Here is a 24,267-nt window from a genome sequence, read left to right as displayed (position 1 = left end):
GGATGTCCCCTTAATGGTCGGCGCGGCCGGTGGCCGCAATGGTGGCTCGGGCCGAAGCATTCAAAGACGGCTTGCCGATCATCGCCATTTCCAAATCACCGCGAGCGATCCAGAAATCGCGCAAGGTTTCGATATAGCTGTTGACGCTACCGATCTGCGTCCGGGCATCAGCGAGCAAGTCGAAAACGCCAATCAGCATGCCGTTGTAGCGGAGCATGTTCTCGTCCGAAATCCGCTTGTTGAGGGGGACCACCTCGTCACGGTAATGGCGGGCAATGTCGTAATTGGTTCGGTAGGCGTGATAGGCCTCACGAACCTCCGAGCGGGCATTGATTGCCGATTCGCCGGCACGCTCCACCGCCTGCATGTAAATCGATTCAGCCTTGGCCACCTTGGAACCACCCCAATCGAAAATCGGCAATTCGAAGCTGATTTCGTAGCCTTTCTTGTAGCCGCTGTCGCGTGCGCCTTCGAGCACCCGGGCCGGGCCGACTTCGAGAACGTTGATGAAACGGGTCGCCTTGGACAGGCCAAGATTCTTCGCCAGCGCCTCGGTTTCGAGGCGGATTGCCTGCAGATCGAGGCGTTGGTCGAGCGCCGCCTGCTCGACACCCGGCAACTCGTCGACCGTCTTGGGCAAATCGGGGAGTCGTTCGGGCAAGCGAATGGCATTGCGATCAGGCAGGCCCAGCACGCGAGCAAGGCGTTCGCGTGCCGCGATTGCCGACTGCTCCGATCTGGCCAGGTTCAAAGCCGCATCGGCATAGAACGCTTGCTCGCGAGTCTGGCGCAGTTTGCTGAAATTGCCCACCAACGCCATGCGCCGGGCCAGTTCGGCACCTGCCTCGGCGGCCTGCCTGACTTTACGCAGGTAACGCACGGACTCCTCGGCAGCCAGCGCCGTGTAATAAGCTTGGCGGGCCTCAGCGGCCAGGCGGGCCACATCGATCACCGCCAGTTGCTGCGCCTGGGCGAATTTGCGTTTCTCCACCTCGACCGCCAGCGGCATGGTGATCAGGGCGAAGATGTTGAAGGTCAGCGCCTGTTCAATCTTGTATTCACGGATGCCGTTCTCAGGTTTGCTGGCACGCAACATCGAGAAATGAGGATTGGGCAAGCGTCCCGCCTGTACCAGTTCGGCCTCGCCGATCCCCAGGTCGAAAAACGCCGCCTGCAAGCCGCGATTGTTGTAGAGCGCAAGCTGAATCGCGTCATCCGCCGTTAGCGGATTGGCGAGCAGTTCGCCGACCCGGGGCCTGCAGTGTCGAGCGCTCCGCATCGCTGCGCGCCCATTGGACGTCCTTGTCCAGACGCTCGCGGGTCGTTTGCTCGACACGGCCGAATCCGCCATCGTCCGAAAACGTGGCACAACCGGCCAAACCGAGAATTCCGACGGTGGCGACAAGCAGTTTTCCGCGACGCATCGGCAACAAAGAGAGAGCGGACGTCATGGCTTATCTCCGGTCGCCTGTGGGGTGCGTTCAGCAGGGTTTCCGTGCTCATGGGCTGGCTCTCCAGCCGCTTGGCCGGTTTCAAGATGCCCGATGTGTCCGCGCAGGCGACCCATCTCGCCATTGACCTGACGCCAGTCATGCAGCGTCTCATCCTGGAACGGTTTGTAATCCGCGAAAGCCGATTGGTAGGATGTTTCGGGTATCGGTTCCTTGGGCGGATGGGAATCGGCCCAGGCGGGTGTCGCGGCGAGCGCGACCGTTAACGCCATGATTTTCATGATGCCTCCATTGGGAATATGCGGAGTCTTTTGCCCCGATGATCGACATCATGCTTTCGCCAAACCAACATCTTGCTGACTTGCGGATTACATTTTCGTAATCTAGGCAATTGGCCTTTAAAAGCGACGGAAAATGCGCCATCAATAGCCAATGGTTGGCGGAGAGAGCGATGAAAATTCTTGTAGTGGAAGACGAAACCAAAACCGGCACCTACCTCAAGCAGGGCTTGGTCGAGGCAGGCTTCGTCGTGGATTTGGCCGTCAACGGCCTCGACGGGCTGCATTTGGCGCTGACAGAGGCCTATGATCTGGCGATCCTCGACGTCATGCTCCCGGGTATCGACGGCTGGCAGGTGTTGCAAGGCATTCGCCGGGCCGGCAAGGAAATGCCGGTGCTGTTTCTGACGGCACGCGACCAGGTGGAAGATCGGGTTAAAGGATTTGAACTGGGAGCAGATGATTATCTGGTCAAGCCCTTTGCGTTTTCTGAACTGTTGGCTCGCGTCAGATCTCTTTTGCGTCGTGGCGGAAAAGCCAAGGAATCCGAGATTCTGCGCGCAGCCGACCTCGAACTCGACTTGCTGCGCCGCCGCGTCAATCGGGCCGGGAAACGGATTGACCTGACCGCCAAGGAGTTTGCCTTGCTCGAACTGTTGCTGCGCCGTCAGGGTGAGGTGTTGCCACGCTCATTGATAGCCTCTCAGGTCTGGGACATGAATTTCGACAGCGACACGAACGTCATCGAGGTCGCGATCAAGCGCCTGCGGGTCAAGATTGACGACGGGTTCGAACCCAAATTGATTCGTACGGTGCGTGGCATGGGCTATGTTCTGGAGATTACCGATTGACCCCGACTCGCGGCCCTTCACTGACGCTTCGCCTGACCCTGCTGTTTGCGCTGGCCTCGGCCTTTGTGCTGTTCCTGCTCGGCCTGCTGATTGGCAATGCGGTTGAGCGCCACTTCGAAGAGCAGGATTTGGATGTGCTGACCGGCAAAATGCAGTTGGCGAGGCATATCCTGGAACGAAAACCAGATAGTCAGCCGAAAGAGACACTGACCCAGCAACTGGACGATGCGCTGACGGGGCATCACGGGCTGATCGTTGCCGTCTATGACCAGAATGGCGAAACGCTGTATGCCAACGAAGCGATGGTGTTTCCGCAGGATCTACTAAGCATTGGCGCGACACCAAGGCGCGAGCAACCCGTCAAATGGAACAGTAACGACGGCCAGCCATGGCGGGGAATTTCCTCGATGATCAAAGGCACCGATGGTGGCGGTAGTTACACCGTGGCAATTGCTACCGAAATCACCCATCACGAGCACTTCATGACTTCCTTCCGGCAGACCTTGTGGGGGTTCATGAGCTTGGCAACCCTGGCGATGGGATTGCTCGGCTGGTTTGTCGTCCGGCGCGGCCTGTTGCCTTTACTGGCCATTAAGCGGCAGGCGGCTGAGATCACCGCCAATCGCCTGCATACCCGCTTGCCGGTCGAAGCCATCCCCCGCGAATTGGCGGATCTGGCTGACACACTGAATGGCATGCTTTCGCGCTTGGAAGAATCCTTTCAGCGCCTGTCGGATTTTTCATCGGACTTGGCCCATGAGTTGCGAACGCCGGTCAGCAATCTGTTGACCCAGACCCAGGTCACGCTCTCGAAAGCACGCTCTGCAGAGGACTACCGGGACATCCTGGCATCGAACGCGGAAGAATTCGAACGCTTATCGCGAACCATTTCCGACATGCTTTTCCTGGCCAAGGCCGACAACAACCAGATCATCCCCAATCGAGAGGCGATAGACCTTGCCGAGGAAATTGGCGATTTGCTCGAGTATTACGATGTGCTTGCCGAAGAGAAATCGATTGACTTGTCATTCTCTGGCGCCGGCCAAATCCTCGGAGACCGATTGATGTTGCGCCGAGCGATAAGCAATCTGCTGTCCAATGCGTTGAGGCACACGCCAAACGATGGAGTGGTTACAGTGCAAATCGAGGAGCGTGATGACGGATTGACACATATTGCCGTCGAAAACACAGGGAACGAGATTCCTGCGGAGCATTTGCCCCGCCTGTTCGATCGTTTTTATCGGGTTGACAGTTCCCGACTGCGGACAACCGAAAATTCGGGACTTGGGTTAGCTATCACCCAATCAATTGTGATTGCACATGGCGGGAAAGTACGTGTCCAATCGACCGCTGAAAAAACGCGCTTTACGCTATCCCTGCCCAGTTCTCACCGGTAATTGTTTCCCATTCAAAAATGCTTGATCTCAGGATGGCCTGATCAACATCGGCCTTATTGACCAATAATTATATTTCGCCATAAAATTCGCCAAAACAAACTGCACTCTTTAAAAGGCTATTTTGTGGAAAAAAAAAGAATTTCAGGCGAGATAGAAAACATAGAGGATGATTTCGCCAATTTAGCTCGACTCGCTGCTTCAGAGGCACATGAAGATACACGCCTGCTGCTAGCGCGCCTCGTACGCAAGTATCGTCAGCAGCGCCCCGAACTGGCAGCACGTCTTGATCAATCTCTGAAAGCATCCCAGACCCGATCAGCAGGTAATTCAATCCTGCGTCGAGGCACACCAGTGGTTGAAGCTGGCGAAGTGGCATTACCAGTTGATGGCGACTCCCGCCTAGCACTGATTCGCGTCTTCGATGATCGAGTCGGGTTGGCTCCGCCGATTCTTCCCGGCGGCGTTCATGACGCCATCGGCGCCATCATTCGCGAACGCCAGGAACGCGAACGGCTGGCTGCTCGCGGTATCAGCCCGACCCGTTCAGCCATTTTGGTTGGGCCACCCGGGGTCGGCAAAACACTCTCGGCCCGCTGGATCGCCAGCGCCTTGGGCAAGCCCCTATGGGTGCTTGACCTGACGGCGGTCATGAGCAGCCTGCTTGGCAAGACTGGCAACAATCTGCGTGCCGCCCTGGACCACGCCAAGAAGCACGCCGCCGTCCTACTGCTCGATGAGATCGACGCCATCGCCAAACGGCGCAGCGATGAATCCGATATCGGCGAACTGAAGCGCTTGGTCACCGTTATGTTGCAGGAAGTCGACCAGTGGCCGGACAGCGGATTACTGCTGGCAGCCACCAATCATCCGGAGCTGGTCGATCCGGCGCTGTGGCGACGTTTCGATCTGGTCCTCAAGTTCGACGCACCGGATGCCTCGGCGATTGCGGTTGCCATCCAGCGATTCCTTGGCGACGACCTGAAACTGTTTGAGTCTTGGGTCGATGTGCTGGCCGCCGGCCTACAGGGGCAGTCGCTGTCGGATGTCGAACGTAGCATTAACGCCTTGCGTCGTGGCCATGCCTTGCAGACAGCACCGTTAGAACAACTGATCGGCTCGGCACTGGGCCAGCGTCAGGAAGCCTTGAGCAAGGCAGAACGCCTCAATCTAGCAATCGAACTGGCCAAGGCGGGCCAGCACACTCACATGCAGATTAGCCAGATGACGGGGGTCGCTCGCGACACCATTCGCAAACACGCGGGACCATCACCCCGCAAAGGCAGGGGGCTCAAATAAATGACTACGCGATACCTGATCGGCCGTGCCGAGTTACTGACCTATCCCATCGAAGCGCCCAAGAAGAAGGTTGGCGACAAGGCTCACCCCTATACGCTTGGCGAGGCCAAGCGCATCATCGTGCCGGAGATCGAGTTAGCCAACAGCATTTTCCAAGAATTACCGGCGAAGGCCTGTGCCGATGATTTAGCGGTGGCCCGTCTGGTATTGCACCCGGCCTACCTGGCCAAGTCGTTTTTCCCGAAGCTGCTGCTCGATCAGGTCGGCCTCGCCTCGGTCGGGTCGCGGACCCGCCGTATCCAGCCGCGCCGCCAAACTCAGAAGAAGGCGCCGCCGGAAGCAGAAACCACGGAACTTTTCGTGGCTGGCACGCGGGCGGCACTGGGAAACTTCCCGGCTTTCGCCCGAAACCTGAACGAACAGATGCCGGTCGCCGAGCAGTTTGCTCGCATCGAGACCTTTGCCGCCATGACCCCATCTGATCGCCTGCATCTTGAGGGCGCCAATATCGGCCACGTTTTCGAGGTCGGCCTGCATTTACCCCCCGAAGGCGACGCCTCGGATGTTCGTGCCATGTTCGCTGACTACGCCAAGGACTGCGGCTTCAGGGTCAATGGCGAATTCGAATTTGAAGCGGGCCGCCTGCTGTTCGTTGCGGTCGAGGGGGAGGCTGCCGCCCTAGAAAACCTGGCCCAGTTCACCCTGACCCGCGTCGTCCGGCCGATGCCGCACTTGCGGGCGGCACGTCCGGTCACCCGCAGCATGCCGCTTGCGGTGTCGTTCTCGTTGCCGAGCGGCGAGCCGCTTTCTCGCGAACCCAAGGTCGCTGTACTGGATGGCGGCCTACCGGCGGAGCACATCCTCGATGGCTATGTCCGCCGCTATTTCCTGGCTGACGAGGATGCGAGCGACGTACCCGACTTCACCGAGCATGGACTCGGCGTCACCTCGGCTTTGCTGTTTGGGCCGATTGAGCCGGAAGCAGCGGCAGAACGTCCCTACGCGCCGGTTGACCATCATCGCGTGCTGGATGCCAAGATTGACGGAGAAGATCCCTACGAGTTGTATCGCACGCTCGGCCACGTCGAAACCGTACTGCTTTCCCGTCAATACCAGTTCATCAACCTCAGCTTGGGTCCGGATCTGCCAGTCGAGGACCAAGATGTACACGCGTGGACAGCGGTGATCGACAGCATTTTGAGCGATGGTGAAACCCTGATGACTGTTGCAGTCGGCAATAATGGGGAACGCGATGCAGCACTTGGCCTTAACCGTATCCAGGTGCCTTCTGATAGCGTGAATGCGTTGTCTGTGGGCGCCGCCGATCGAAGCGGCCCGGATTGGAAACGCGCTGGTTACAGCGCCACCGGCCCCGGTCGTAGCCCGGGAAGACGGAAACCCGATGTGGTGGCGTTTGGCGGCGCGCCCAAGGAGTATTTTCACGTAGCAGCCCCTGGCAGCCGACCGAACCTGGCCGCCACGCTGGGAACCAGCTTCGCGGCACCACTCGCGCTGCGCTCGGCAGTTGGTATCCGGGCTATTCTGGGCGACCCTGTACATCCGTTGACCATCAAGACGCTGTTGGTCCATGGCTGCGAAAGCAATGAAGAGCACGATGTGCATCATGTCGGTTGGGGACGTGTCCCGTCGGACATCAATCGCCTGATCACCTGTGACGACGGGGTAGCTCGAATCATCTATCAGGGCGAGCTACGTCCAGGAAAATTCCTGCGCGCACCGATTCCCTTGCCGGCTTTTAAGCTGGAGGGGAAGGTGCGTTTACGGGCAACCTTCTGTTACGCCAGCCCGGTCGATCCTCAGGATGCCGGCGCCTACACGAAAGCCGGCCTCGGCATTACCTTTCGACCCAACAGCAGCAAGCGCAAGGCCGGTGCTACCAATGCATCGTCGGTCAGTTTTTTCCCATCGGCCGACTTTCGGACCGAGGCCGAACTGCGGGCAGATCTGGGTAAGTGGGAAACTGTGCTGCACGCTGAGCACAGTTACTACGGTAGCAGCCTGCTTGAACCCTTGTTCGACGTGCATTACAACGCTCGCGAGGCTGGGGGCCAGGCTTCGTCAGGGGCGCCTGCCATCCGCTACGCCTTGGTGGTTACCGTACACGCCCCGAAGCATGCGCAGTTACATCAGGACATACTCAAGGCCCACGCCGTGCTCCAAGCGCTGGAACCGCAAGTCTCGCTGCCGCTGCGCGCACGGACCTGAATCCAGCTAGGAATGCGATGAGCCAGGTCGATCTCTACCTCAATGCCGCCGCACGGGCCAATACCCGACGCAGCTATGCGTCAGCCATCCAGCACTTCGAGATCGAGTGGGGAGGCTTGTTGCCGGCAACCATCGATTCGGTTGCCCGCTACCTGGCGGCCTATGCCGAATCCCTGTCGCTGAACACGCTGAAGCACCGCCTCGCGGCGCTGTCGCGCTGGCATCAGGATCATGGCTTTCCGGACCCGACCAAAGCCCCAAAAATTCGGCAACTGTTGAAAGGTATCCGAACGCTGCATCCTGCCCAGGAAAAACGGGCCAAGCCACTGGAACTGGAAATCCTGCGCGGTGTTGCCGACTGGCTGACTTCGGCCACGGCGGCTGCAATCAGCCGGGGGGATTTGACCAGCGCCCTGCGACACACGCGGGACCAAGCCCTGGTTCTCCTCGGTTTCTGGCGCGGGTTCCGCTCCGACGAACTGGCCAACCTTCGCATCGAATTTATCGAAATCAAGCCTGGCGAGGGGCTGACCTGTTTCTTGCCGCGCAGCAAGGGAGATCGCAACCTGGAAGGCCGAAGCTACTCATGTCCAGCACTGTCCCGGCTGTGTCCGGTCGAGGCAGTTGAAGACTGGTTAGCCTTGTCCAAACTGACTGGAGGGCCGCTATTCCGCAAGGTCGATCGCTGGGGGCATCTATCTGAAGTCGAATTGACCCCGAGCAGTATCATTCCCATGCTTCGAAAGTTGCTGAGCCGGGCAGGTGTGGCCGATGCAGAGACCTTCAGTAGTCACTCGCTACGCCGTGGGTTCGCCCAGTGGGCTGGCATGAGCGGCTGGGATATCCGGGAGTTGATGAGTTACGTGGGCTGGCGTGATGTGAAGGCTGCCATGCGCTATCTGGATGGGGTCAGCACCGACCAGAAGGCGCGTTTCGAGCAGGGACTGGATCGGGCGCTGCCAGAAACAGCAACAGCCTCGACCCCACAGTTGCCCAGTCTGCCCGAGGTCCCACTCGCAATGATCGAGGTTTCCATCGATTTGTCTGCCTTCAATGGCGGCCGACGCGGTGTCGCCAATGCCTTGCGGGACATGACGAACACTTGCCTTGCCCAGTTCCAGGCACAACCGTTGGATCAGGATGGCCGTCGATATCAAATTTCCGTCCCGACGCCTTCAACCGACACCCTGGACGAGCACCTCTACACCTTGCTCGACGAACTCCATCGTATTGCCGATGCCCGTGAGTGCTTCCTGGAGGCGGTCTGCCGTGACCCGGCCACCGGCAGGCATTGGGATTGATCCCGCATGACCCAGCTTCACGAGACCGCGTATCCCCGCCTGAAAGCGGACCCATCGGCACAGGATCTCGACGAGATTTATACCCTGACGCCTGATGAAATCAGATTCATCGATAAGACTGTAAAGCGTCCCATTGCTCGCTCGGCTGCATTCATCTACCTGAAGCTGTTTCAGCGTCTTGGGTACTTCGTCCACATCAGGGATGTTCCGGCGGCGATTCGCCAACACATTGTGGTCCAAACGGGGCATCGGCCAGCCAGGGCAGATGAACTTCGGCAGTTCGACCGAACGACGGCGCGCACCACCCTGATTGCTGCCTTGCGACGCTACCTGAATGTTCGCCCTCTGGACGATCAGGGACGCGCCTGGTTACGGCATGTTGCAGAAACCGCCGCAGACAGCCGACATGTGGTGGCCGACATCATCAATGTGATGCTTGAAGAACTGGTGCACCACCGCTACGAACTCCCTGGTTTCTCAACACTCGACCGACTGGCCGTCCAGGCCCGGGAAAAGATCCACGACGTCCATTTTGCGAGCCTTGCCGACCAACTTGATGCCAAGGTGAAAGCCTTGATCGACAACTTGTTCAAGGTCAAGTCGGGTGAGACCAGCAGTACCTGGAACCTGCTCAAGCGCGAACCAAAAAAGCCAACCAACAAGGAAACCCGCTTCTATCTCCAGCATATCCGCAGGCTCCAGTTGCTGGTCGACCAACTACCCATCCCCGATATTCCCGTTCCAAAACTCAAACAGTACCGCTACATCGCCCGTTCGCTGGATGCGACAGAAATGGCGGAGCTGAAGCCCCAGAAGCGCTATGCCCTGGCGGTCATCTACATCCGCTCGCAATTTGCCCAGACGCTTGACGATGCGGCCGACCTATTCGTCCGCATGCTCCAGAACCTGGACAATCAGGCACGCAACAAGCTGGGTGAATACCAGCAGGAACACCTCCAGCGAACTGATCGCCTGATCGGCCAGTTGAAAGAGATGTTGCTGGCCTACCGGATCGACGGCACGGATCATCAACGGGTGGAAGCCATCGGCGGCAGCCTGATCGCCGAGGTCGATGACCTGGTGGCCATCTGCGATGAGCACATGGCTTACGCCGGACGCAATCATCTGCCGTTCCTCATCCAGCCTTACAAGATGGTTCGAGCTCAGTTGCTGAACTGTATCGAAATCGTCAATCCGCAGAGCAGCAGTGAAGACGATACCCTGATCCGGATGATGAAAGCGTTGCAGGCGCTACGTGGCACCCGGCACGAAGTCGTTCCGCTATCGTTGGTCGGTCTGAATGTCGAGGAGGACTTCCAGTGGCTCCCCTCGACCTGGCGGAAGCTGGTCATTTCCGAACGCGCCGACGGTCAGGTCGTTGCCATCAATCGCCGTTACTTCGAATTGGCGGTTCTGTATGCGATCCGCGATGAACTGAAGTCGGGCGATCTGTTTATTCAGCACGGTGAGCGCTACGACGACTACCGGGAACAACTGGTTGATGACGACACCCTGAATCGGGAATTGGCGCAGTATGGCGAGGTCACCGGTGTCGAAACGGATTCCAGGGCCTTTACCGAGTCCTTGAAGGCGGCTTTACTGGAGACGGCTGAGGAGGTCGATGCCGAATTTCCCGAAAATGCCTATGCCGAAATCGTCGATGGCCGGCTGATCCTGAAGAAACCGCCAGCCAGCGAACCACCGCCCGGCATCAGGGCGATCGACCAGCTAATCACCGAGCACATGGAGAACATCAGTATCGTCGACGTACTGATCGACACCGAGCGCTGGCTGCAATTGCACAAGTTGTTTCGGCCCTTGATGGGGACCGAAAGCCGGATCGAGGAATTGCGGCCACGAGTGATCAGCACCTTGTTCTGTTATGGCTGCAACCTCGGACCGACCCAGACGGCGCGCTCAATTCGGGGCATGAGCCGCAAGCAGATCGCTTGGCTCAACATCAAGTACGTAACGGAAGAGGTGCTGGAAAAAGCCATCGTCAAAGTCATCAATGCCTACAACAAGTTCGAATTGCCTGGCTACTGGGGATCAGGCAAGCATGCTTCGGCCGACGGCACGAAATGGAACCTCTACGAGCAAAATCTGATTTCCGAGCATCACATCCGCTACGGCGGCTATGGCGGTATCGGCTACTACCATGTTTCCGACAAGTTCATTGCGCTGTTCAGCCACTTCATTTCCTGTGGTACCTACGAAGGCACCCACATCCTCGATGGACTGATGACCAATACCTCGGATATCCGACCGGACACCATTCACGGTGATACCCAAGCCCAGAGCTACACGGTTTTTGCTCTTTCCCACCTCTTGGGTATCAAGCTGATGCCGCGCATCCGTGGCATCAAGGATCTGGTATTCCATCGCCCCGACAACAACAAGAAGTTCACCCATATCGACCGATTATTCAGTGATGACATCAATTGGCAGATGATCGAGACTCATCTGCCGGACATGCTGCGCGTGGCCGTTTCCATCAAGCTCGGGAAAATTTCTGCCTCGGCCATCCTGCGCCGCCTGGGGACTTACAGTCGAAAGAACAAGCTGTATTTCGCCTTTAAGGAACTCGGCAAAGTAATCCGAACCATGTTTCTGCTGAAATACGTTGGCAACGTCGAACTACGCCGGCTCATCCACGCGGAAACCAACAAGTCGGAGCAATTCAATGGTTTCGAGAAAAAACTGTTCTTCGGCGGAGAAGGGGTGATTGCCGAAAACCTGCGCCATGAACAGCGCAAGATCATCAAGTACAACCATCTTGTTGCCAACCTGGTCATCTTGCACAACGTGGTGGGGATGAGCCGGGTGCTGAAGCAACTCCAAGCCGAAGGGGCTGTGATCAACCAGGAAGTCTTGGCTGGACTGGCACCATACCGGCTGGAGCACATCAATCGTTTCGGCGATTACGTGCTGGATTTCCGCCGCAAGGCCGAAGCGCTGGATGAGGGATTCCGGATTTTGGAGGCCGAATCAACAAGCCAAGGTCAATGACTATTGAATTTCTCGGAGAGAATCCCAATATCATGGATTGCCATGCGCGTGCGTGGTCACTTTAGGGAGATGTTCATGAGCAAGACACTGACCGGCAGTGGTTCGATCACGATGAAAAATCTGAATGGAACCTCAGACAAAAATTGTAGTTGCGGTACTTGGCTTGGCCACTGGAAGAAGTTTGCGAAGGCTTCCGCAACGCCAAAAGCCACGTGCAAGGGTGTGACTCTCAAGCTGAGGTTGGGGCGCATATCATTTTGCCGAACATGAAAGACGAATCGCTGCGAAAACTCAACTACATTGCGCCGATGTGTAAGTCACACAACAATCAGCCGGACACTGAGTTCAAATCCAAGCCTGACAAAGTTTTTGTCAGCGCAAACAAAGCACTGACCTGCGGAGCCTAAGCTTCAACTGAAGAGGGTAGGCCGGTGAAAACTGGCCTTCACTTCAAATAAGGTGATTTTCTTTTCGGAACAATCAACTAAGCGATTTTTTCGAGGATTTCGGATGATTCCCGGCCGACCCTCTCGTAGAAGGCGAAGGCGGCCCTGTAGGCGGCCTTCATCACGTCATCCGGAAAACGGCGCAGCTTGACGCCCTGGGCCAGCAGGCGCGTCAGGGCCGGCGGATTCTTGGCGTCGTATTCGGCGGTGGTGAGCAGGTGGGCTTCTGCCGCCGCCACCTCGAAGGCCTGCTGGTAGGCCTTGGGCAGTTTTTCCCATTCCCGGGCATTGACCAGGAAACTCAGCTGGGCACTGGGTTCCCACCAGCCCGGATGGTAGTAATAGCGGGCCACCTTGAAGAAGCCCAGCTTCTCGTCATCGTAGGGGCCGGACCATTCGGCGGCGTCGATGGCGCCCTTTTCCAGGGCCGGATAGACGTCGGCCCCGGGAATGGTCTGGGGCACCGCCCCTAGGCGCGCCATGATTTCCCCGCCCAGGCCTGGAATGCGCATCTTCAGGCCCTTGAGATCGGCCAGGCCCTGCAGTTCCTTGCGGAACCAGCCCCCCATCTGGGCGCCGGTGTTGCCGCCGGGGAAGTTGATGACGCCGTAATCCCGGTACAGCTCCCGCAGCAGGGTCAGACCGTTGCCGAAATGCATCCAGGCCGTCTGCTGGCGGGTGGTGAGGCCGAAGGGCAGGACGCTGTCGAAGGCGAATGCCCGGTTCTTGCCGACGTAGAAGGAACCCAGGGTGTGGCCGCACTCCACGGTGTCCTGCTGCACCGCATCCAGGGCCTGCAGACCGGGGACGATTTCGCCCGCGGCGAAGGGGCGGATCTGGAAGCGTCCCTCGGTCAGGGCCGCCACCCGATTGGCCAGCACTTCGCTGGCGCCGTAGAGGGTATCCAGGCTCTTCGGATAGCTGGAGGCCAGGCGCCAGCGCACCACCGGCTGGCCGTCCGCCGCCCGGGCCGTAGCCGCGCCCAGGGCCGCCGAAGCGCCGGCGCCGAGCAGGAAGTCACGTCGTTGCATGGCAGTGTTCTTCCCGAAACCAGGTTGCTGCAGGAAAAATCGGGAGCGGCCGAAACCCGCGTTCCCGCTTACTCCAGGACGGCGCCGGCCTGGCGCAGCAGGTCGGCGATTTCCGTATTGTTGGCGGCCACGGCCCACTTCAGGGCGGTGCCGCCGGCCTCGTTGATCTTGTCCACATCCGGCTTGTGCTTCAGCAGCAGGCGCACCGCTTCGATATGGGCATTGCGGGCCGCCACCATGAGGGCGGTGGTGCCGTTGTCGCTGGTGCCGTTGATGTCGGCGCCGTGGGCCAGCAGGTATTCCATCACCTCCAGCTGGTTGTTGAAGGCCGCATAGGCCAGGGGCGGCCAGCCTTCGCTGCGGTTCACCGGGGCGCCGCCGGCCAGGAGCAGCTTCACCACCGGCAGATGGCCGCGGAAGCTGGCCAGCAGCAGGGCGTCGTCGCCGAAACGATTGCGGGCGGTGACCTTGGCCCGGCGCAGGATCAGCTGGTCCACCAGCTCCGCATTGCCGTTGCGGGCCGCCAGCATGAGCAGGGTGCTGCCTTCGGCATCGGCGGTATTGGGATCGATGCCCCGCTCCAGCAGGGCCACCGCCTCCTCCGTGTGGTTTTCCAGCACGGCCTTGAGGGTGTCGTCGTAGATGCCGGCCAGGACCGGCTGGGCAAGGGGGAAAGCCAGGGAGAGCAGCAGGGCTGCCAGGAGCTTGCGCATGGTGGTTCCTCGAGGGTCAGGCGGCCAGGGCGGTGCCGGCGGCAGGGAAACAGCGGAAGAAATTGGCGGTGGTGGCGGCGGCCACCTCCTGCAGGGTGAGACCGCGCAGGGTGGCGATTTCCTCGGCCACGTGGCGCACGTAGGCCGGTTCGTTGGTCTTGCCCCGGAAGGGCGTTGGTGCCAGGTAGGGCGAGTCGGTCTCCACCAGGATGCGCTCCAGGGGCACCTTGGCGGCCACTTCCTTGACCACCTTGGCGTTCTTGAAGGTGACGATGCCGGAGAAGGAAATGTAGAAGCCCAGGTCCAGGGCCTGTTTGGCCACTTCCCAGTCCTCGGTGAAGCAGTGCATGACGCCGCCCACCGCTCCGGCCCCCTCCTCCGCCATGAGGCGGATGGTGTCGGCGGCCGAGTCCCGGGTATGGATCACCAGGGGCTTGCCGCAGGCCTTGGCGGCAGCGATGTGGGTGCGGAAGCGCTGTCGCTGCCACTCCGGCTTGTCCTTGTGCCAGTAGTAATCCAGCCCGGTTTCGCCGATGGCGACGACCCGGGGATGGGCGGCCAGGGCCACCAGCTGCTCCGCCGTGGGCTCGGCCCCTTCCGTGTGTTCGGGATGGACGCCGACGCTGGCCAGCAACTGGGGATGGGCCTCGGCCAGGGCCAGGACCCGGGGAAAGTCCTCCAGATTGACGCCGATGCAGACGGCGGCCTGGACTTGGTTGGCTGCCATCTTGGCCAGGATTTCCGGCAGCCTGGCGGCCAGGTCGGGAAAGTCCAGGTGGCAGTGGGAATCGACAAGCATGGTTTCTCTACGCGGGGCCGCCAGGGCCCTCAGATGGTATGGGTGGCGCGGCTGGACTGGAGCAGGCCGCCGAGCAGGCCTTCGATCTTGCGCCGGGCCTCGATGCCGCTCTCGTCGTTGTTGAAATGGATGCCGATGCCCTGGGCCTTGCTGTTCTGGGCCCCGGCCGGGGTCACCCAGACCACGGTGCCGGCGATGGGCAGCTTGGTCGGGTCCTCCATCAGGGAGAGCAGCATGAAAACTTCGTCCCCCAGGGTGTAGCGACGGTTGGTGGGGATGAAGATGCCGCCGTTTTTCAGGTGGGGCATGTAGGCGGCGTAAAGGGCCGACTTGGAATTGATGTTGAGGGAGAGAACGCTGGGGCGGGCTCCGGCGGCGGCTGGAGCGGCAGAACTTGCGGCATTGGTGTCCGACATGGGGTCCTCGCGTCTTTCAGTACAGGGCCCGGTAGGCGAAGAAGAGTTCTTCCAGTACCAAGCGCAGGTTCAACGGATGCTCAGATTGAGCTTTAAATTTAATCAGCAATCTATTGAAATTTATTATTTTAATAGTGCTTGATGAAGCCGCCAGCTGCCCTATTGTAGCGCCATCGTCCTGGAAGTAGCGCGGCGGCAGCCCCTCCGCCACCAGAGCCAGGTCGGCGCTCCATTTCTGCAGCCATTCCACCGTCCGCTTCATGGTGAGGGCGCCGGACTTGTCCGCCTTGAGAGTTTTCTCGATCAGAGCGGCCGCGGCAATGGGGTCCAGCTGGCGTCCCTTCTGCAACTGCCCGAGCAGGGCATCGAGCAGACTGCGCTGGCCGCTGCCGGCCAGTTCCGCCGCCAGGCGCGGCGCCCCGCCGGCCAGGGCCAGCCAGCGCCCGCCGTCGCTGACCTTCTGCGCCGCCAGCCAGGCGGTGGCCGCCTGGGGCGACGGCAGGGGCACTTCCACGGTCTGGCAGCGGCTGCGGATGGTTGGCAGGAGCCGGTCGGCCTCGCTGGACACCAGCAGGAACAGGGTGTCGGGCCGGGGTTCTTCCAGGCTCTTCAACAGCGCGTTGGCGGTGTTGCGGTTCATGGCCTCCGCCGGGTGCAGCAGGACGATGCGCACCCCCTGGCGGTGGGTGCCGACGTGGAGGAAGTCGTCCAGCCCCCGCACCTGGTCGATGGTGATCTGCTGGCTGGGCTTCTTCTTGCCCGTTTCCTCGTCGGCCTCGGCCTCTTCGTCGCTCATGGCCGCCGGTTGCACCAGCCGGAAATCCGGGTGGTTGCCCTGCCCCAGCCAGTTGCAGGCGGAACACTGGCCGCAGGCATGGCCGTCCATGCCCGGCGCCTCGCAGAGCAGGCCGGCGGCAAAGGCCCGGGCCAGTTCGAACTTGCCGACGCCGCGCTGGCCGATCAGCAGGAGGGCGTGGGGAAGCTGGGCACGCCGCCCCTGGAGCCGTTGCCAGGCCGATTCCTGTAATTGAAATATATTCATAAACAAATAGTTGAAATCAATTCTTCAATTGATTTCTTAATTTCATCCACGGTCCGGTCGGCCTGTACCACCCGGATGCGGCCGTTGGACTGGCCGGCCCGTTGCAGATAGCACTGGCGCACCCGCTCGTGGAAATCAGCCTCTTCCTGCTCGAAGCGGTCGAGGATGCGCTCCTTGCCGATGCGGGCCTGGGCTACCGCCAGGGGCAGATCGAAAAGCAGGGTCAGGTCCGGCTGCAGGTGGCCGTGGACCCAGTCCTCCAGGACTTTCAGCTTGTCCAGGGATAGCCCCCGGCCGCCGCCCTGGTAGGCCACGGTGGCATCGGTGAAACGGTCCGAGATGACCCAGGTGCCGGCCGCCAGGGCCGGCTCGATGACCTCGGCCAGGTGCTCCCGGCGGGCAGCGAACATCAGCAGGGCCTCGGTTTCCAGGTGCATGGGCTCGGCCAGCAGCAGGGCCCGCAGCTTTTCCCCCAGGGGCGTGCCGCCGGGCTCCCGGGTGGTGACCACGGTCTTGCCCCGGGCCGTGAGCTGGTCTGCCAGCCACTGGATGTGGGTGCTCTTGCCGGCCCCGTCGATACCTTCGAAGGTGATGAATTTTCCGCGCATGGTCATCCTGTAATCAGCGTCCGCCCCGCTGGTATTTGTTTACCGCCCGGTTGTGCTCGTCCAGGGAGGAGGAAAAATGGCTGCTGCCATCGCCCCGGGCGACGAAATAAAGGGCCGGGCTGGCAGCGGGATGGAGCGCCGCCTGCAGGGCCGCCTGGCCGGGCATGGCGATGGGCGTGGGCGGCAGGCCGCCCCGGGTGTAGGTATTGTAGGGCGTATCGGTGAGCAGGTCCTGGCGCCGCAAATTGCCGTCGAAGCGCTCGCCCATGCCGTAGATGACCGTGGGGTCGGTCTGCAGCAGCATGCCCTGGCGCAGGCGATTGACGAACACTGCGGCGATATGGGGCCGGTCCGCGGCCCGACCCGTTTCCTTTTCCACGATGGAAGCGAGGATCAGGGCCTGGTAGGGATGCTGCAGGGGCAGGCCCGGGTCCCGGGCCGCCCATTCGGTCTGGAGGCGCTTCTGCATAGCCCGGTAGGCCCGGGCCAGCAGGTCCAGGTCGCTGGACTGCTTGCTGAAGAGATAGGTGTCGGGGAAGAACAGTCCTTCCGGATGGCTTTCGGCGGCGCCAATGCGCTGCAGCAGTTCCCGGTCCGACAAGCCGGCGCCGTCATGGCGCAGGTCGGGGTGGGCATTGAGCTTGTCCCGCAGCTGGCGGAAATTCCAGCCCTCGATGATGGCCAGTTCGCTCTGGCTGACGTCACCCCGGGTCAGCTTCTGCAGCAGAGCCCACAGGGTGATGCCCTGCTCCACCTCGTAGCTGCCCGCCTTGAGGGCCGCGGCGCTGCGGCTGGCCCGGGCCAGGGCCTCGAAGGCCCAGGGATTGAGATCGATGCCCGCCTCCACCATCTGCCGGGCGGCTGCGCGGGCACTGCTGCCGGGCTGCACCTGGAAGTCCAGGGGCGAGGCATTGAGGCGGACCGGGCTCAGGGCCAGCCAGGCCAGGCCGCCGCCGCCCAGCAGGGCCGCGAGGATCAGCAGGGACAACAGTCTGCGGAACAAGCGCATAGGAAAGCGGGTCTAGGGGAACGGCTGCCGCCACCGGCCTGGCCGTTGCCGAGAATTCGGGGTAAAAGGAGGCGATATAATAGCCCAAGCCCTGTATTCTCCCCAGCTATTGACGCCCGCGCCGGCCAATGACGACGCGGACCTGCTGTACGAGCCGGCCCCCGATGGCCGACCGTTTCCGACAAGCGACTCACGAAAACCCTTAACTTTCCCCCAATTGCCACGGAAATCCCCATGAACGCTCTCTGGAAAAACACCCTGGAAACGGCTGGCGCCAAGTTCGACGCCGATCTGGTCACCGATTTCGGCGATGCCGCCGGCGAACGCCAGGCCGCCCTCAACGGACCGGTGCTGGCTCCCCTTTCCCACCTGGGCCTGATCGCCGTCGGCGGCGAGGATGCCAAGTCCTTCCTGCACAACCAGGTGACCAGCGATGTGAACCACCTGAAAGCCGAAGCGGCCCAGCATTCCGCCTGGTGTACCGCCAAGGGCCGCATGCTGGCCAGCTTCCTGCTGTGGAAGGAAGGCGACGCCTACCAGGTGCAGCTGGCTGCCGAACTGCAGCCCGCCATCCAGAAGCGCCTGCAGATGTTTGTGCTGCGGGCCAAGGTGCAGATCACCAGTCGCAGCGACGAAGTGGCCCTGATCGGCCTGGCCGGACCGGGCAGCGCCGCCCTGCTGGCCCAGGCCGCTTTGCCGGTGCCGGCCCAGCCCCTGGAAGCACTGGAAGCGCCGGCGGGCAAGGTGATCCGCCTGGAAGGCAAGGAGCGCTTCGAAATCGCCGTGGCCGTGGCCGCCGCGCCCAGCCTGTGGGCAGCCCTGGCCGCCGGTGCCCGCCCCGTGGGCACGCCGGTATGGCAATGGCTGCAGATCCAGGCCGGCATTCCCCACATCAGCGGCCCCACCCAGGAAGCCTTCGTGCCCCAGATGGCCAATTTCGAACGCATCGGCGGCGTCAGCTTCCACAAGGGCTGCTACCCGGGCCAGGAAATCGTTGCCCGCACCCAGTACCTGGGCAAGGTCAAGCGCTCCCTCTTCCGCGCCAAGGTGGCTGCTCCGGTCCGGGCTGGCGACGCCCTTTTCTCCACCCTGGCCGACGAGAACCACGGCGGTACCGTGGTCAATGGGGCACCGGCAGCGGACGGCAGCTGGGAGCTGCTGGCAGTGATCCCGGAAAACTGCGCCAGTGGCGGCCCGGTGCATGCCGGCGGCCCGGACGGCCCGGTGCTGGAACTGCTGCCCCTGCCCTACTAAAAAACCATTGCCACAGAGCGCACAGAGAACACAGAGTTAAACCCCGGGTATTTTGACCCCGGCAGGCTGAACTGGCGCCGTTGTCCTTTTGGCGCACACCCGCTTTTCCCTCTGTGCTCTCTGTGGCCAAAAATCCTTCCCATGTGCCTCATCCTCCTCGCCTGGCAGACCCATCCGGATTACCCCCTGGCGGTTTGTGCCAACCGGGATGAATTCCATGCGCGCCCCACCCTGGCCGCCGATTTCTGGAGCGACCAGCCCGGCATCCTGGCCGGAAGGGACCTGCAGGCCGGCGGCACCTGGCTCGGCATCGACCGGCGGCGGCGCTTTGCCGCCGTCACCAACTACCGGGATCCCAAGGCTCCCGAAGGCCAGCGCTCCCGGGGCGACCTGACCCGGGACTATCTGGCCGGCGACCTCTCGCCCCGGGACTTCCTCTCCGGACTGGACGGCGGGGCCTACGGCGGCTTCAACCTGTTTCTCGCCGACCGGGACAGCCTCTGTTACTACTCCAACCGGCAGGGCCGCATCCAGGAACTTCCGCCCGGCATCTACGGCCTTTCCAACCATCTCCTGGAAACCCCCTGGCCCAAGCTGGTGGCGGCCAAGGCCCGTTTCAGCGAGGCCCTGCAGGCCCTGCCGGAGACCGAACCCCTGTTCCATCTGCTGGCAGATCCCACCCGCTGGCCCGACGAGCACCTGCCGGATACGGGCGTCTCCCTGGAATGGGAAAGAATGCTCTCCGCCATCTTCGTCCAGTCACCGGCATACGGCACCCGGGCCTCCACCGTCCTGACGGTGGATCGGCAGGGAGAGGTCTGCCTGACGGAGCGCAGTTTCAACGCCGCCGGCCCCAGCGGCGAAGTGCAGCGGCACTTCCAGGCTGACTAGGATGACCCGGGCGTCCTGTTAAGGGGGCCGCCGCTGCCGGCTGAAGGCCTTTGGTGGCGCGGCGTCATCCACCGGGCCATCGGCAGGCACGATGGCTATTGCCCATGCCGAGGTGCCTCGACATCAAATAAATCGGCATTTTTCCAAGAATCGTTTGACAGCCCCTTGGGGGGTGCGTATAACGGATCGGGCTAAATCTTCAAGTTCCAGATTCAAGTTCATCGTTGTCCCTCTGCATAGTGGTACTCCATTGTTCCATGTAGTCTCCCTTGATTATTGCGCGCCTCGAGCATCTGCTCATTTTTTAAGCTGTTTTTAAGGAATACAAAATGGAAACTGGTACCGTTAAGTGGTTCAACGACGCTAAGGGCTTCGGCTTCATCACCCCGGACAATGGCGGCCCCGATCTGTTCGCCCACTTCTCCGAAATCAAGGCTGACGGCTTCAAGTCCCTGAGCGAAGGCCAGAAGGTTAACTTCGTCGCCGGTCAAGGCCAAAAGGGCCCCCAGGCAACCAACATTCAGCCCCTGTAATCCAGGTTCGCTGAACGGTTGTAAAAAAAGCCCCGCACTGCGGGGCTTTTTTCATGGTGCCGGCCGTGGCACCGCTTTTGGAATTTCCATCTGCACAGCCCCAGTCCCAAAAGCTCAATCCTCGACGATATCCACTTCCGTAAACGCCGGGACCCGCTCGAAAAGATCGACGATGTCCGCATTGCCCATGCGGATGCAGCCGTGGGACGCCGGCGTGCCCAGGGCGGCCTCGTCCGCCGTGCCATGGATGTAGATGTAGCGGGCCATGGTATCCACCGGGCCGAGCCGGTTGAAGCCTGGCTCCCGGCCACAGAGCCAGAGAATGCGGGAGAGAATCCAGTCCCGCTCCGGCATGGCGGCAGCCAGTTCCGGCGTGCAGATTTCGCCGGTGAAGCGGCGGCCGCGGAATACGGCATGGGCCGGCAGGCCCTCGCCGATCTTGGCCCGCACGTAATGGCGGCCCCGGGGGGTACAGAAGCTGCCGCTCTCCTCCCCCGCGCCCCTGGCCGAGGTGGAGACGGGATAGCCGCGCAGCACCCGGCCCTGATCGTCCAGCAGTTCCAGGACCTGGCGCCCGAGGGAGACGCGCAGTTTCATGCCTTGGCCGCCTTGCGCCGTTCGGCAAAGAAACGGGAGAGCAGCTGGCCGCATTCGTCGGCCAGGACGCCGCCGACGATTTCCGTGTGGTGGTTGAGCTGGTCCACCGCGAACAGGTCGAGCACGCTGGCGTGCACGCCGGTCTTGGGGTCCCGGGCGCCATAAACCACCCGGGCGATGCGGGAATGCATGATGGCGCCGGCACACATGGCGCAGGGCTCCAGGGTGACGAACAGCTCGCAGCCGGGCAGCCGGTAATTGCCCAGGTTGCGGGCCGCATCCCGCAGGGCCGCCACTTCGGCGTGGGCCGTGGGATCGCTGTCGCCGATGGGCGAATTGAAACCCCGGCCGACGATGACGCCTTCCCGCACGACGACGGCGCCCACCGGCACCTCCCCCAGGCAGCCGGCAGCCACGGCCTGGGACAGGGCTTCACGCATGAAAAATTCGTCGGTCATGGGCGGAAAAAGGACGGCAAAGAGGCGAAATAAGGGAAAAAGGCGGCAGCGAATCGAAGCAGGCCCATAGTTTACCTCATGGCCTGCGGGCCCAGCGCCTATAATCGCCCCTTCGCCTCACGCTGCCTCCCGTTTCGCCATGCCTGCAAAAGCCAAAGCCACGCCCGCCCCTGCCGCCGCCTCCATGCCGGAAATCCGCCCCGGCCAGTCCCTCGATCTGCTCAAGGAACTGCACATCCTGACCCGGGACGGCAAGATGAACCAGGACAGCCGGCGCAAGCTGAAGCAGGTCTACCACCTGTACCAGTTCATCGAGCCCCTGCTGCTCGAGCTGCTGCAGGACAAGCCGGAATTCACCCTGGTGGACCACGGCGCCGGCAAGAGCTACCTGGGCTTCATTCTGTACGACCTGTTCTTCAAGTCTGGCGCCCCCCTGGCCCGCATCGTCGGCATCGAGACCCGGGACGAACTGGTGGGCAAATCCCGGGAACTGGCCCAACGGCTGGGCTTTCCCGGCATGGAATTCCACAACCTGTCGGTGGCCGACTCCATCACCTCGCCCCTGCTGCCGCCCCGGGTGGACATGGTCACGGCCCTGCATGCGTGCAACACGGCCACGGACGACGCCATCCGCTTCGCCCTGGAAAAGCAGGCCCGTTTCATCGTCCTGGTGCCCTGCTGCCAAGCGGAAGTGGCGGCGGTGCTGAACAAGAACAAGGGCAAGTCCCTGGGCCAGACGGTGCTGACGGAAATCTGGCGCCACCCCATCCACACCCGGGAATTCGGCAGCCAGCTGACCAACGTGCTGCGCTGCCTGCAGTTGGAGGCCCACGGCTACCAGGTCCGGGTGACCGAACTGGTGGGCTGGGAGCATTCCATGAAAAACGAGCTGATCATCGCCACCTACAAGAACCTGCCCCGGCGCAAGCCCGCCGAGCGCCTCAACGAACTGCTGCAAAGCCTGGGACTGGAAGAGATGCAGTCCCGCTTCTTCACCGCTGTGCCCGACCGGACGGCACATTCCGAATCATCAACGTAGTAGACCCGCGAAGGAATCCAGTTGGCCAAAACCAATTTTCAGTTTGAAAAACGCCAGAGGGAATTGGCCAAGAAAAGGAAAAAGGAGGAAAAGCTGCGCCGCAAGCAGGAAGGCCTGCCGGACGACACTCCGGAAAATCAGGAGCCGGCTGAGGGCAGCGAAGGCGCCGCCAACGACGACGCCCCGCCTGCCGTGCCCGCCGCCTGATCTGGCTTCACGCCGCCCCAGTCGCCGAACCGTCCGGATTTTTCCGGCGCTTCGGCGATTTGTTTTTGCCCTCCCCCAGGAAGCGGGAGCGCATCAGGCTTTCCTGCCAGATGCCGGCCACGGCGGCGCCGGCGGCGAAGCTACTCTGCAGGTCGCCGCTGGAAACCGCTTGCAGCAAGCCTTCCAGGGCCCGCCCCAGGGCCGCCTGTTCTGCCGCCTGGCGGGCCCGGTAGAGGCGCATGTTCTGCTTCACCTGCTCACTGCGTTCCGCATAGCGGCTACGGGGCCGTCCCCGGCTGGGGCGTTGTTCCGGATTGGCGTCGTCCATGGCAGTTAATTTTGATAACGTTATCTAAATTATAGACGATGGGCGCAAAAAAGCCGCCCCGGGGCGTAACCCCGGGACGGCCTGGGAGAGACGGGCGCAGACGTCGTCAGCCCAGCACGGACGGCAGCAGGGCCTCCAGCGACGTGGTGGGACGGCCGATGAGGCGGCTCAGCTGGTGCTGGTCGTCGAACAGGGCGCCCCGGGCCGCAGCGGCATCGGAGTCGGCCAGCAGGGCCGCCAGGGGCGCCGGCAGGCCGGCCTTGAGCAGGGCGGCCTCGAAATCGGCCTGACTCAGGTTCACATAGGGCACGGCCCTGCCGCTCAGGCGGGTGATGGCGGCGGCCAGATCGGCCAGGGTGTAGGCCGTGTCCCCGGCCAGTTCATGGACCTTGCCGGCCTGATCGGGCTGGGTGAGGACGGCAGCGGCCGCCTCGGCATAGTCGGCCCGGGCCGCCGAGGCGATGCGCCCCTCGCCGGCGGCGCCGATGTAGGCGCCGTGCTGCAGGGCCGGAGCGACGCTGGCCAGGTAGTTCTCGGTGTACCAGCCGTTGCGCAGGATCACGTGGGGCAGTCCGGACTGGCGCAGCAGGGCTTCGCTCTGACGATGCTCTTCCGCCAGCCCGAGGGGCGAGGTATCGGCATGCAGCAGGCTGGTGTAGGCCAGCAGGCCCACGCCGGCTGCCTGGGCGGCCTCGATGGCATTGCGGTGCTGGGGCAGGCGCTGGCCCACTTCGCTGGAGGAAATGAGCAGCACCTTCTCGGCACCAGCGAAAGCGGTACGCAGGCTTTCCGGTTGGCTGTAGTCGGCCTGGCGCACGACGATGCCCTGGGCCGCCAGGTCGGCGGCCTTGGCCGGGTTGCGCACGGCGGCGACGATGCGGCTGGCGGGAACCTGCCGTTGCAGCAGGGACTGGATGACCAGGCGGCCCAGTTGGCCGGTGGTGCCGGTAACGACGATCATGGAATTGCTCCTTCTTCTCTGGTTGGAGGCGGAAAGCATTGGCCACTGGCCGCCTCCCGCCCCGGGCTTGGGTTTTGCCAAGGGAAATGGGAGAATAGCAACCATACAAACTAAAAATAAGTACGC

Annotated in this window: 24 protein-coding genes; 11 read left to right on the top strand and 13 right to left on the bottom strand. The window is 61.8% G+C overall.

From position 1 onward, the window contains the following. Positions 1-10: 10 nt before the first annotated feature. Both ACLSSQ_RS08900 and ACLSSQ_RS08895 read right to left on the bottom strand, forming a co-directional pair. On the bottom strand, positions 11-1,336 hold the full coding sequence (locus ACLSSQ_RS08900; RefSeq protein ID WP_202945970.1) for a TolC family protein: 1,326 nt from the start codon (positions 1,334-1,336) through the stop codon (positions 11-13). A gap of 111 nt (positions 1,337-1,447) precedes the next feature. After that, positions 1,448-1,732, bottom strand: coding sequence for a hypothetical protein (locus ACLSSQ_RS08895; RefSeq protein ID WP_153150882.1), 285 nt, complete (start codon positions 1,730-1,732; stop codon positions 1,448-1,450). A gap of 170 nt (positions 1,733-1,902) precedes the next feature. On the opposite strand from ACLSSQ_RS08895, the gene ACLSSQ_RS08890 reads away from it, so the two are divergent. The 6 genes from ACLSSQ_RS08890 to ACLSSQ_RS08865 all read left to right on the top strand — a co-directional run bounded on the left by ACLSSQ_RS08890 (position 1,903) and on the right by ACLSSQ_RS08865 (position 11,809). Continuing rightward, complete coding sequence (locus ACLSSQ_RS08890) at positions 1,903-2,580, top strand: heavy metal response regulator transcription factor (protein WP_014237675.1); 678 nt, start codon at positions 1,903-1,905, stop codon at positions 2,578-2,580. Beyond that, complete coding sequence (locus ACLSSQ_RS08885; protein WP_014237676.1) at positions 2,577-3,977, top strand: heavy metal sensor histidine kinase; 1,401 nt, start codon at positions 2,577-2,579, stop codon at positions 3,975-3,977. The genes ACLSSQ_RS08890 and ACLSSQ_RS08885 overlap by 4 nt, the downstream gene beginning before the upstream one ends. A gap of 123 nt (positions 3,978-4,100) precedes the next feature. Then, positions 4,101-5,273, top strand: coding sequence for an AAA family ATPase (locus ACLSSQ_RS08880; protein WP_014237677.1), 1,173 nt, complete (start codon positions 4,101-4,103; stop codon positions 5,271-5,273). Next, a complete protein-coding gene (locus ACLSSQ_RS08875) occupies positions 5,274-7,499 on the top strand; it encodes a S8 family peptidase (RefSeq protein WP_014237678.1) in 2,226 nt (741 codons plus the stop codon). Positions 7,500-7,516: 17 nt separating this feature from the next. After that, the gene (locus ACLSSQ_RS08870) at positions 7,517-8,800 is read left to right on the top strand and encodes a site-specific integrase (protein ID WP_014237679.1); all 1,284 of its coding nucleotides are present in this window, start codon (positions 7,517-7,519) and stop codon (positions 8,798-8,800) included. 6 nt (positions 8,801-8,806) lie between these two features. After that, complete coding sequence (locus ACLSSQ_RS08865; protein WP_014237680.1) at positions 8,807-11,809, top strand: Tn3 family transposase; 3,003 nt, start codon at positions 8,807-8,809, stop codon at positions 11,807-11,809. A gap of 484 nt (positions 11,810-12,293) precedes the next feature. On the opposite strand, the gene ACLSSQ_RS08860 is transcribed toward ACLSSQ_RS08865, so the two are convergent. The 7 genes from ACLSSQ_RS08860 to mltG form a co-directional block, all read right to left on the bottom strand. Beyond that, positions 12,294-13,286 carry a TRAP transporter substrate-binding protein gene (locus ACLSSQ_RS08860; protein ID WP_014237681.1) on the bottom strand — a complete coding sequence of 331 codons (993 nt, stop codon included), beginning with the start codon at positions 13,284-13,286 and terminating at the stop codon, positions 12,294-12,296. 68 nt (positions 13,287-13,354) lie between these two features. Further along, entirely contained in the window at positions 13,355-13,999 is a 645-nt protein-coding gene (locus ACLSSQ_RS08855; RefSeq protein ID WP_014237682.1) for an ankyrin repeat domain-containing protein, read from the bottom strand. Between the two features lie 16 nt (positions 14,000-14,015). Then, complete coding sequence (locus ACLSSQ_RS08850; RefSeq protein WP_014237683.1) at positions 14,016-14,798, bottom strand: TatD family hydrolase; 783 nt, start codon at positions 14,796-14,798, stop codon at positions 14,016-14,018. A 29-nt stretch (positions 14,799-14,827) separates the two neighbouring features. Beyond that, positions 14,828-15,214: a PilZ domain-containing protein gene (locus ACLSSQ_RS08845; protein WP_014237684.1), complete on the bottom strand. Its 387-nt coding sequence runs from the start codon at positions 15,212-15,214 to the stop codon at positions 14,828-14,830. Between the two features lie 16 nt (positions 15,215-15,230). Beyond that, positions 15,231-16,256 (bottom strand): DNA polymerase III subunit delta', encoded by a 1,026-nt coding sequence (gene holB / locus ACLSSQ_RS08840; RefSeq protein ID WP_014237685.1) that lies wholly within the window; start codon positions 16,254-16,256, stop codon positions 15,231-15,233. Beyond that, positions 16,253-16,864 (bottom strand): dTMP kinase, encoded by a 612-nt coding sequence (tmk, locus tag ACLSSQ_RS08835; protein WP_014237686.1) that lies wholly within the window; start codon positions 16,862-16,864, stop codon positions 16,253-16,255. The genes holB and tmk overlap by 4 nt, the downstream gene beginning before the upstream one ends. Positions 16,865-16,877: 13 nt before the next feature. Next, positions 16,878-17,873, bottom strand: coding sequence for an endolytic transglycosylase MltG (gene mltG / locus ACLSSQ_RS08830; RefSeq protein ID WP_014237687.1), 996 nt, complete (start codon positions 17,871-17,873; stop codon positions 16,878-16,880). Positions 17,874-18,107: 234 nt separating this feature from the next. Between mltG and ACLSSQ_RS08825 the strand changes: the two genes are divergently transcribed. The 3 genes from ACLSSQ_RS08825 (at position 18,108) to ACLSSQ_RS08815 (ending at position 20,551) form a co-directional block, all read left to right on the top strand. Further along, positions 18,108-19,127, top strand: a complete 1,020-nt coding sequence (locus ACLSSQ_RS08825) for a YgfZ/GcvT domain-containing protein (protein WP_014237688.1) — start codon at positions 18,108-18,110, stop codon at positions 19,125-19,127. A 141-nt stretch (positions 19,128-19,268) separates the two neighbouring features. Next, complete coding sequence (locus tag ACLSSQ_RS08820; RefSeq protein ID WP_014237689.1) at positions 19,269-20,018, top strand: NRDE family protein; 750 nt, start codon at positions 19,269-19,271, stop codon at positions 20,016-20,018. 329 nt (positions 20,019-20,347) lie between these two features. Next, entirely contained in the window at positions 20,348-20,551 is a 204-nt protein-coding gene (locus ACLSSQ_RS08815) for a cold-shock protein (protein ID WP_014237690.1), read from the top strand. Positions 20,552-20,665: 114 nt separating this feature from the next. Here ACLSSQ_RS08815 and ACLSSQ_RS08810 read toward each other — a convergent pair whose 3' ends face one another. Together ACLSSQ_RS08810 and tadA are read right to left on the bottom strand one after the other, a co-directional pair. Then, positions 20,666-21,148: a L,D-transpeptidase gene (locus tag ACLSSQ_RS08810; protein WP_014237691.1), complete on the bottom strand. Its 483-nt coding sequence runs from the start codon at positions 21,146-21,148 to the stop codon at positions 20,666-20,668. After that, positions 21,145-21,606: a tRNA adenosine(34) deaminase TadA gene (gene tadA / locus ACLSSQ_RS08805; RefSeq protein WP_014237692.1), complete on the bottom strand. Its 462-nt coding sequence runs from the start codon at positions 21,604-21,606 to the stop codon at positions 21,145-21,147. The genes ACLSSQ_RS08810 and tadA overlap by 4 nt, the downstream gene beginning before the upstream one ends. 139 nt (positions 21,607-21,745) lie before the next feature. On the opposite strand from tadA, the gene ACLSSQ_RS08800 reads away from it, so the two are divergent. Together ACLSSQ_RS08800 and ACLSSQ_RS08795 are read left to right on the top strand one after the other, a co-directional pair. Further along, a complete protein-coding gene (locus ACLSSQ_RS08800; RefSeq protein ID WP_014237693.1) occupies positions 21,746-22,645 on the top strand; it encodes a class I SAM-dependent methyltransferase in 900 nt (299 codons plus the stop codon). A 63-nt stretch (positions 22,646-22,708) separates the two neighbouring features. Then, entirely contained in the window at positions 22,709-22,852 is a 144-nt protein-coding gene (locus tag ACLSSQ_RS08795; RefSeq protein WP_202945971.1) for a hypothetical protein, read from the top strand. A gap of 7 nt (positions 22,853-22,859) precedes the next feature. On the opposite strand, the gene ACLSSQ_RS08790 is transcribed toward ACLSSQ_RS08795, so the two are convergent. After that, positions 22,860-23,180, bottom strand: coding sequence for a hypothetical protein (locus ACLSSQ_RS08790; protein ID WP_014237695.1), 321 nt, complete (start codon positions 23,178-23,180; stop codon positions 22,860-22,862). A gap of 106 nt (positions 23,181-23,286) precedes the next feature. After that, entirely contained in the window at positions 23,287-24,141 is an 855-nt protein-coding gene (locus tag ACLSSQ_RS08785; RefSeq protein ID WP_014237696.1) for an SDR family oxidoreductase, read from the bottom strand. Positions 24,142-24,267 lie beyond the last annotated feature (126 nt).

This window comes from Azospira sp. APE16 (assembly GCF_047901315.1).
In the GTDB taxonomy this organism is placed as follows: Bacteria; Pseudomonadota; Gammaproteobacteria; order Burkholderiales; family Rhodocyclaceae; genus Azospira; species Azospira oryzae.
Note: the sequence above shows the minus strand (reverse complement) of the source record. Positions and strands in the feature narration are given on the sequence as shown.

Bases quoted from the DNA above. Each gene is read 5' to 3' on its own strand.
- ACLSSQ_RS08895 (WP_153150882.1), bottom strand. From the start codon at position 1,732: ATGAAAATCATGGCGTTAACGGTCGCGCTCGCCGCGACACCCGCCTGG.
- ACLSSQ_RS08890 (WP_014237675.1), top strand. From the start codon at position 1,903: ATGAAAATTCTTGTAGTGGAAGACGAAACCAAAACCGGCACCTACCTC.
- ACLSSQ_RS08875 (WP_014237678.1), top strand. From the start codon at position 5,274: ATGACTACGCGATACCTGATCGGCCGTGCCGAGTTACTGACCTATCCC.
- ACLSSQ_RS08870 (WP_014237679.1), top strand. From the start codon at position 7,517: ATGAGCCAGGTCGATCTCTACCTCAATGCCGCCGCACGGGCCAATACC.
- ACLSSQ_RS08865 (WP_014237680.1), top strand. From the start codon at position 8,807: ATGACCCAGCTTCACGAGACCGCGTATCCCCGCCTGAAAGCGGACCCA.
- ACLSSQ_RS08860 (WP_014237681.1), bottom strand. From the start codon at position 13,286: ATGCAACGACGTGACTTCCTGCTCGGCGCCGGCGCTTCGGCGGCCCTG.
- ACLSSQ_RS08855 (WP_014237682.1), bottom strand. From the start codon at position 13,999: ATGCGCAAGCTCCTGGCAGCCCTGCTGCTCTCCCTGGCTTTCCCCCTT.
- ACLSSQ_RS08850 (WP_014237683.1), bottom strand. From the start codon at position 14,798: ATGCTTGTCGATTCCCACTGCCACCTGGACTTTCCCGACCTGGCCGCC.
- ACLSSQ_RS08845 (WP_014237684.1), bottom strand. From the start codon at position 15,214: ATGTCGGACACCAATGCCGCAAGTTCTGCCGCTCCAGCCGCCGCCGGA.
- holB (WP_014237685.1), bottom strand. From the start codon at position 16,256: ATGAATATATTTCAATTACAGGAATCGGCCTGGCAACGGCTCCAGGGG.
- tmk (WP_014237686.1), bottom strand. From the start codon at position 16,864: ATGCGCGGAAAATTCATCACCTTCGAAGGTATCGACGGGGCCGGCAAG.
- mltG (WP_014237687.1), bottom strand. From the start codon at position 17,873: ATGCGCTTGTTCCGCAGACTGTTGTCCCTGCTGATCCTCGCGGCCCTG.
- ACLSSQ_RS08825 (WP_014237688.1), top strand. From the start codon at position 18,108: ATGAACGCTCTCTGGAAAAACACCCTGGAAACGGCTGGCGCCAAGTTC.
- ACLSSQ_RS08820 (WP_014237689.1), top strand. From the start codon at position 19,269: ATGTGCCTCATCCTCCTCGCCTGGCAGACCCATCCGGATTACCCCCTG.
- ACLSSQ_RS08815 (WP_014237690.1), top strand. From the start codon at position 20,348: ATGGAAACTGGTACCGTTAAGTGGTTCAACGACGCTAAGGGCTTCGGC.
- ACLSSQ_RS08810 (WP_014237691.1), bottom strand. From the start codon at position 21,148: ATGAAACTGCGCGTCTCCCTCGGGCGCCAGGTCCTGGAACTGCTGGAC.
- tadA (WP_014237692.1), bottom strand. From the start codon at position 21,606: ATGACCGACGAATTTTTCATGCGTGAAGCCCTGTCCCAGGCCGTGGCT.
- ACLSSQ_RS08800 (WP_014237693.1), top strand. From the start codon at position 21,746: ATGCCTGCAAAAGCCAAAGCCACGCCCGCCCCTGCCGCCGCCTCCATG.
- ACLSSQ_RS08790 (WP_014237695.1), bottom strand. From the start codon at position 23,180: ATGGACGACGCCAATCCGGAACAACGCCCCAGCCGGGGACGGCCCCGT.
- ACLSSQ_RS08785 (WP_014237696.1), bottom strand. From the start codon at position 24,141: ATGATCGTCGTTACCGGCACCACCGGCCAACTGGGCCGCCTGGTCATC.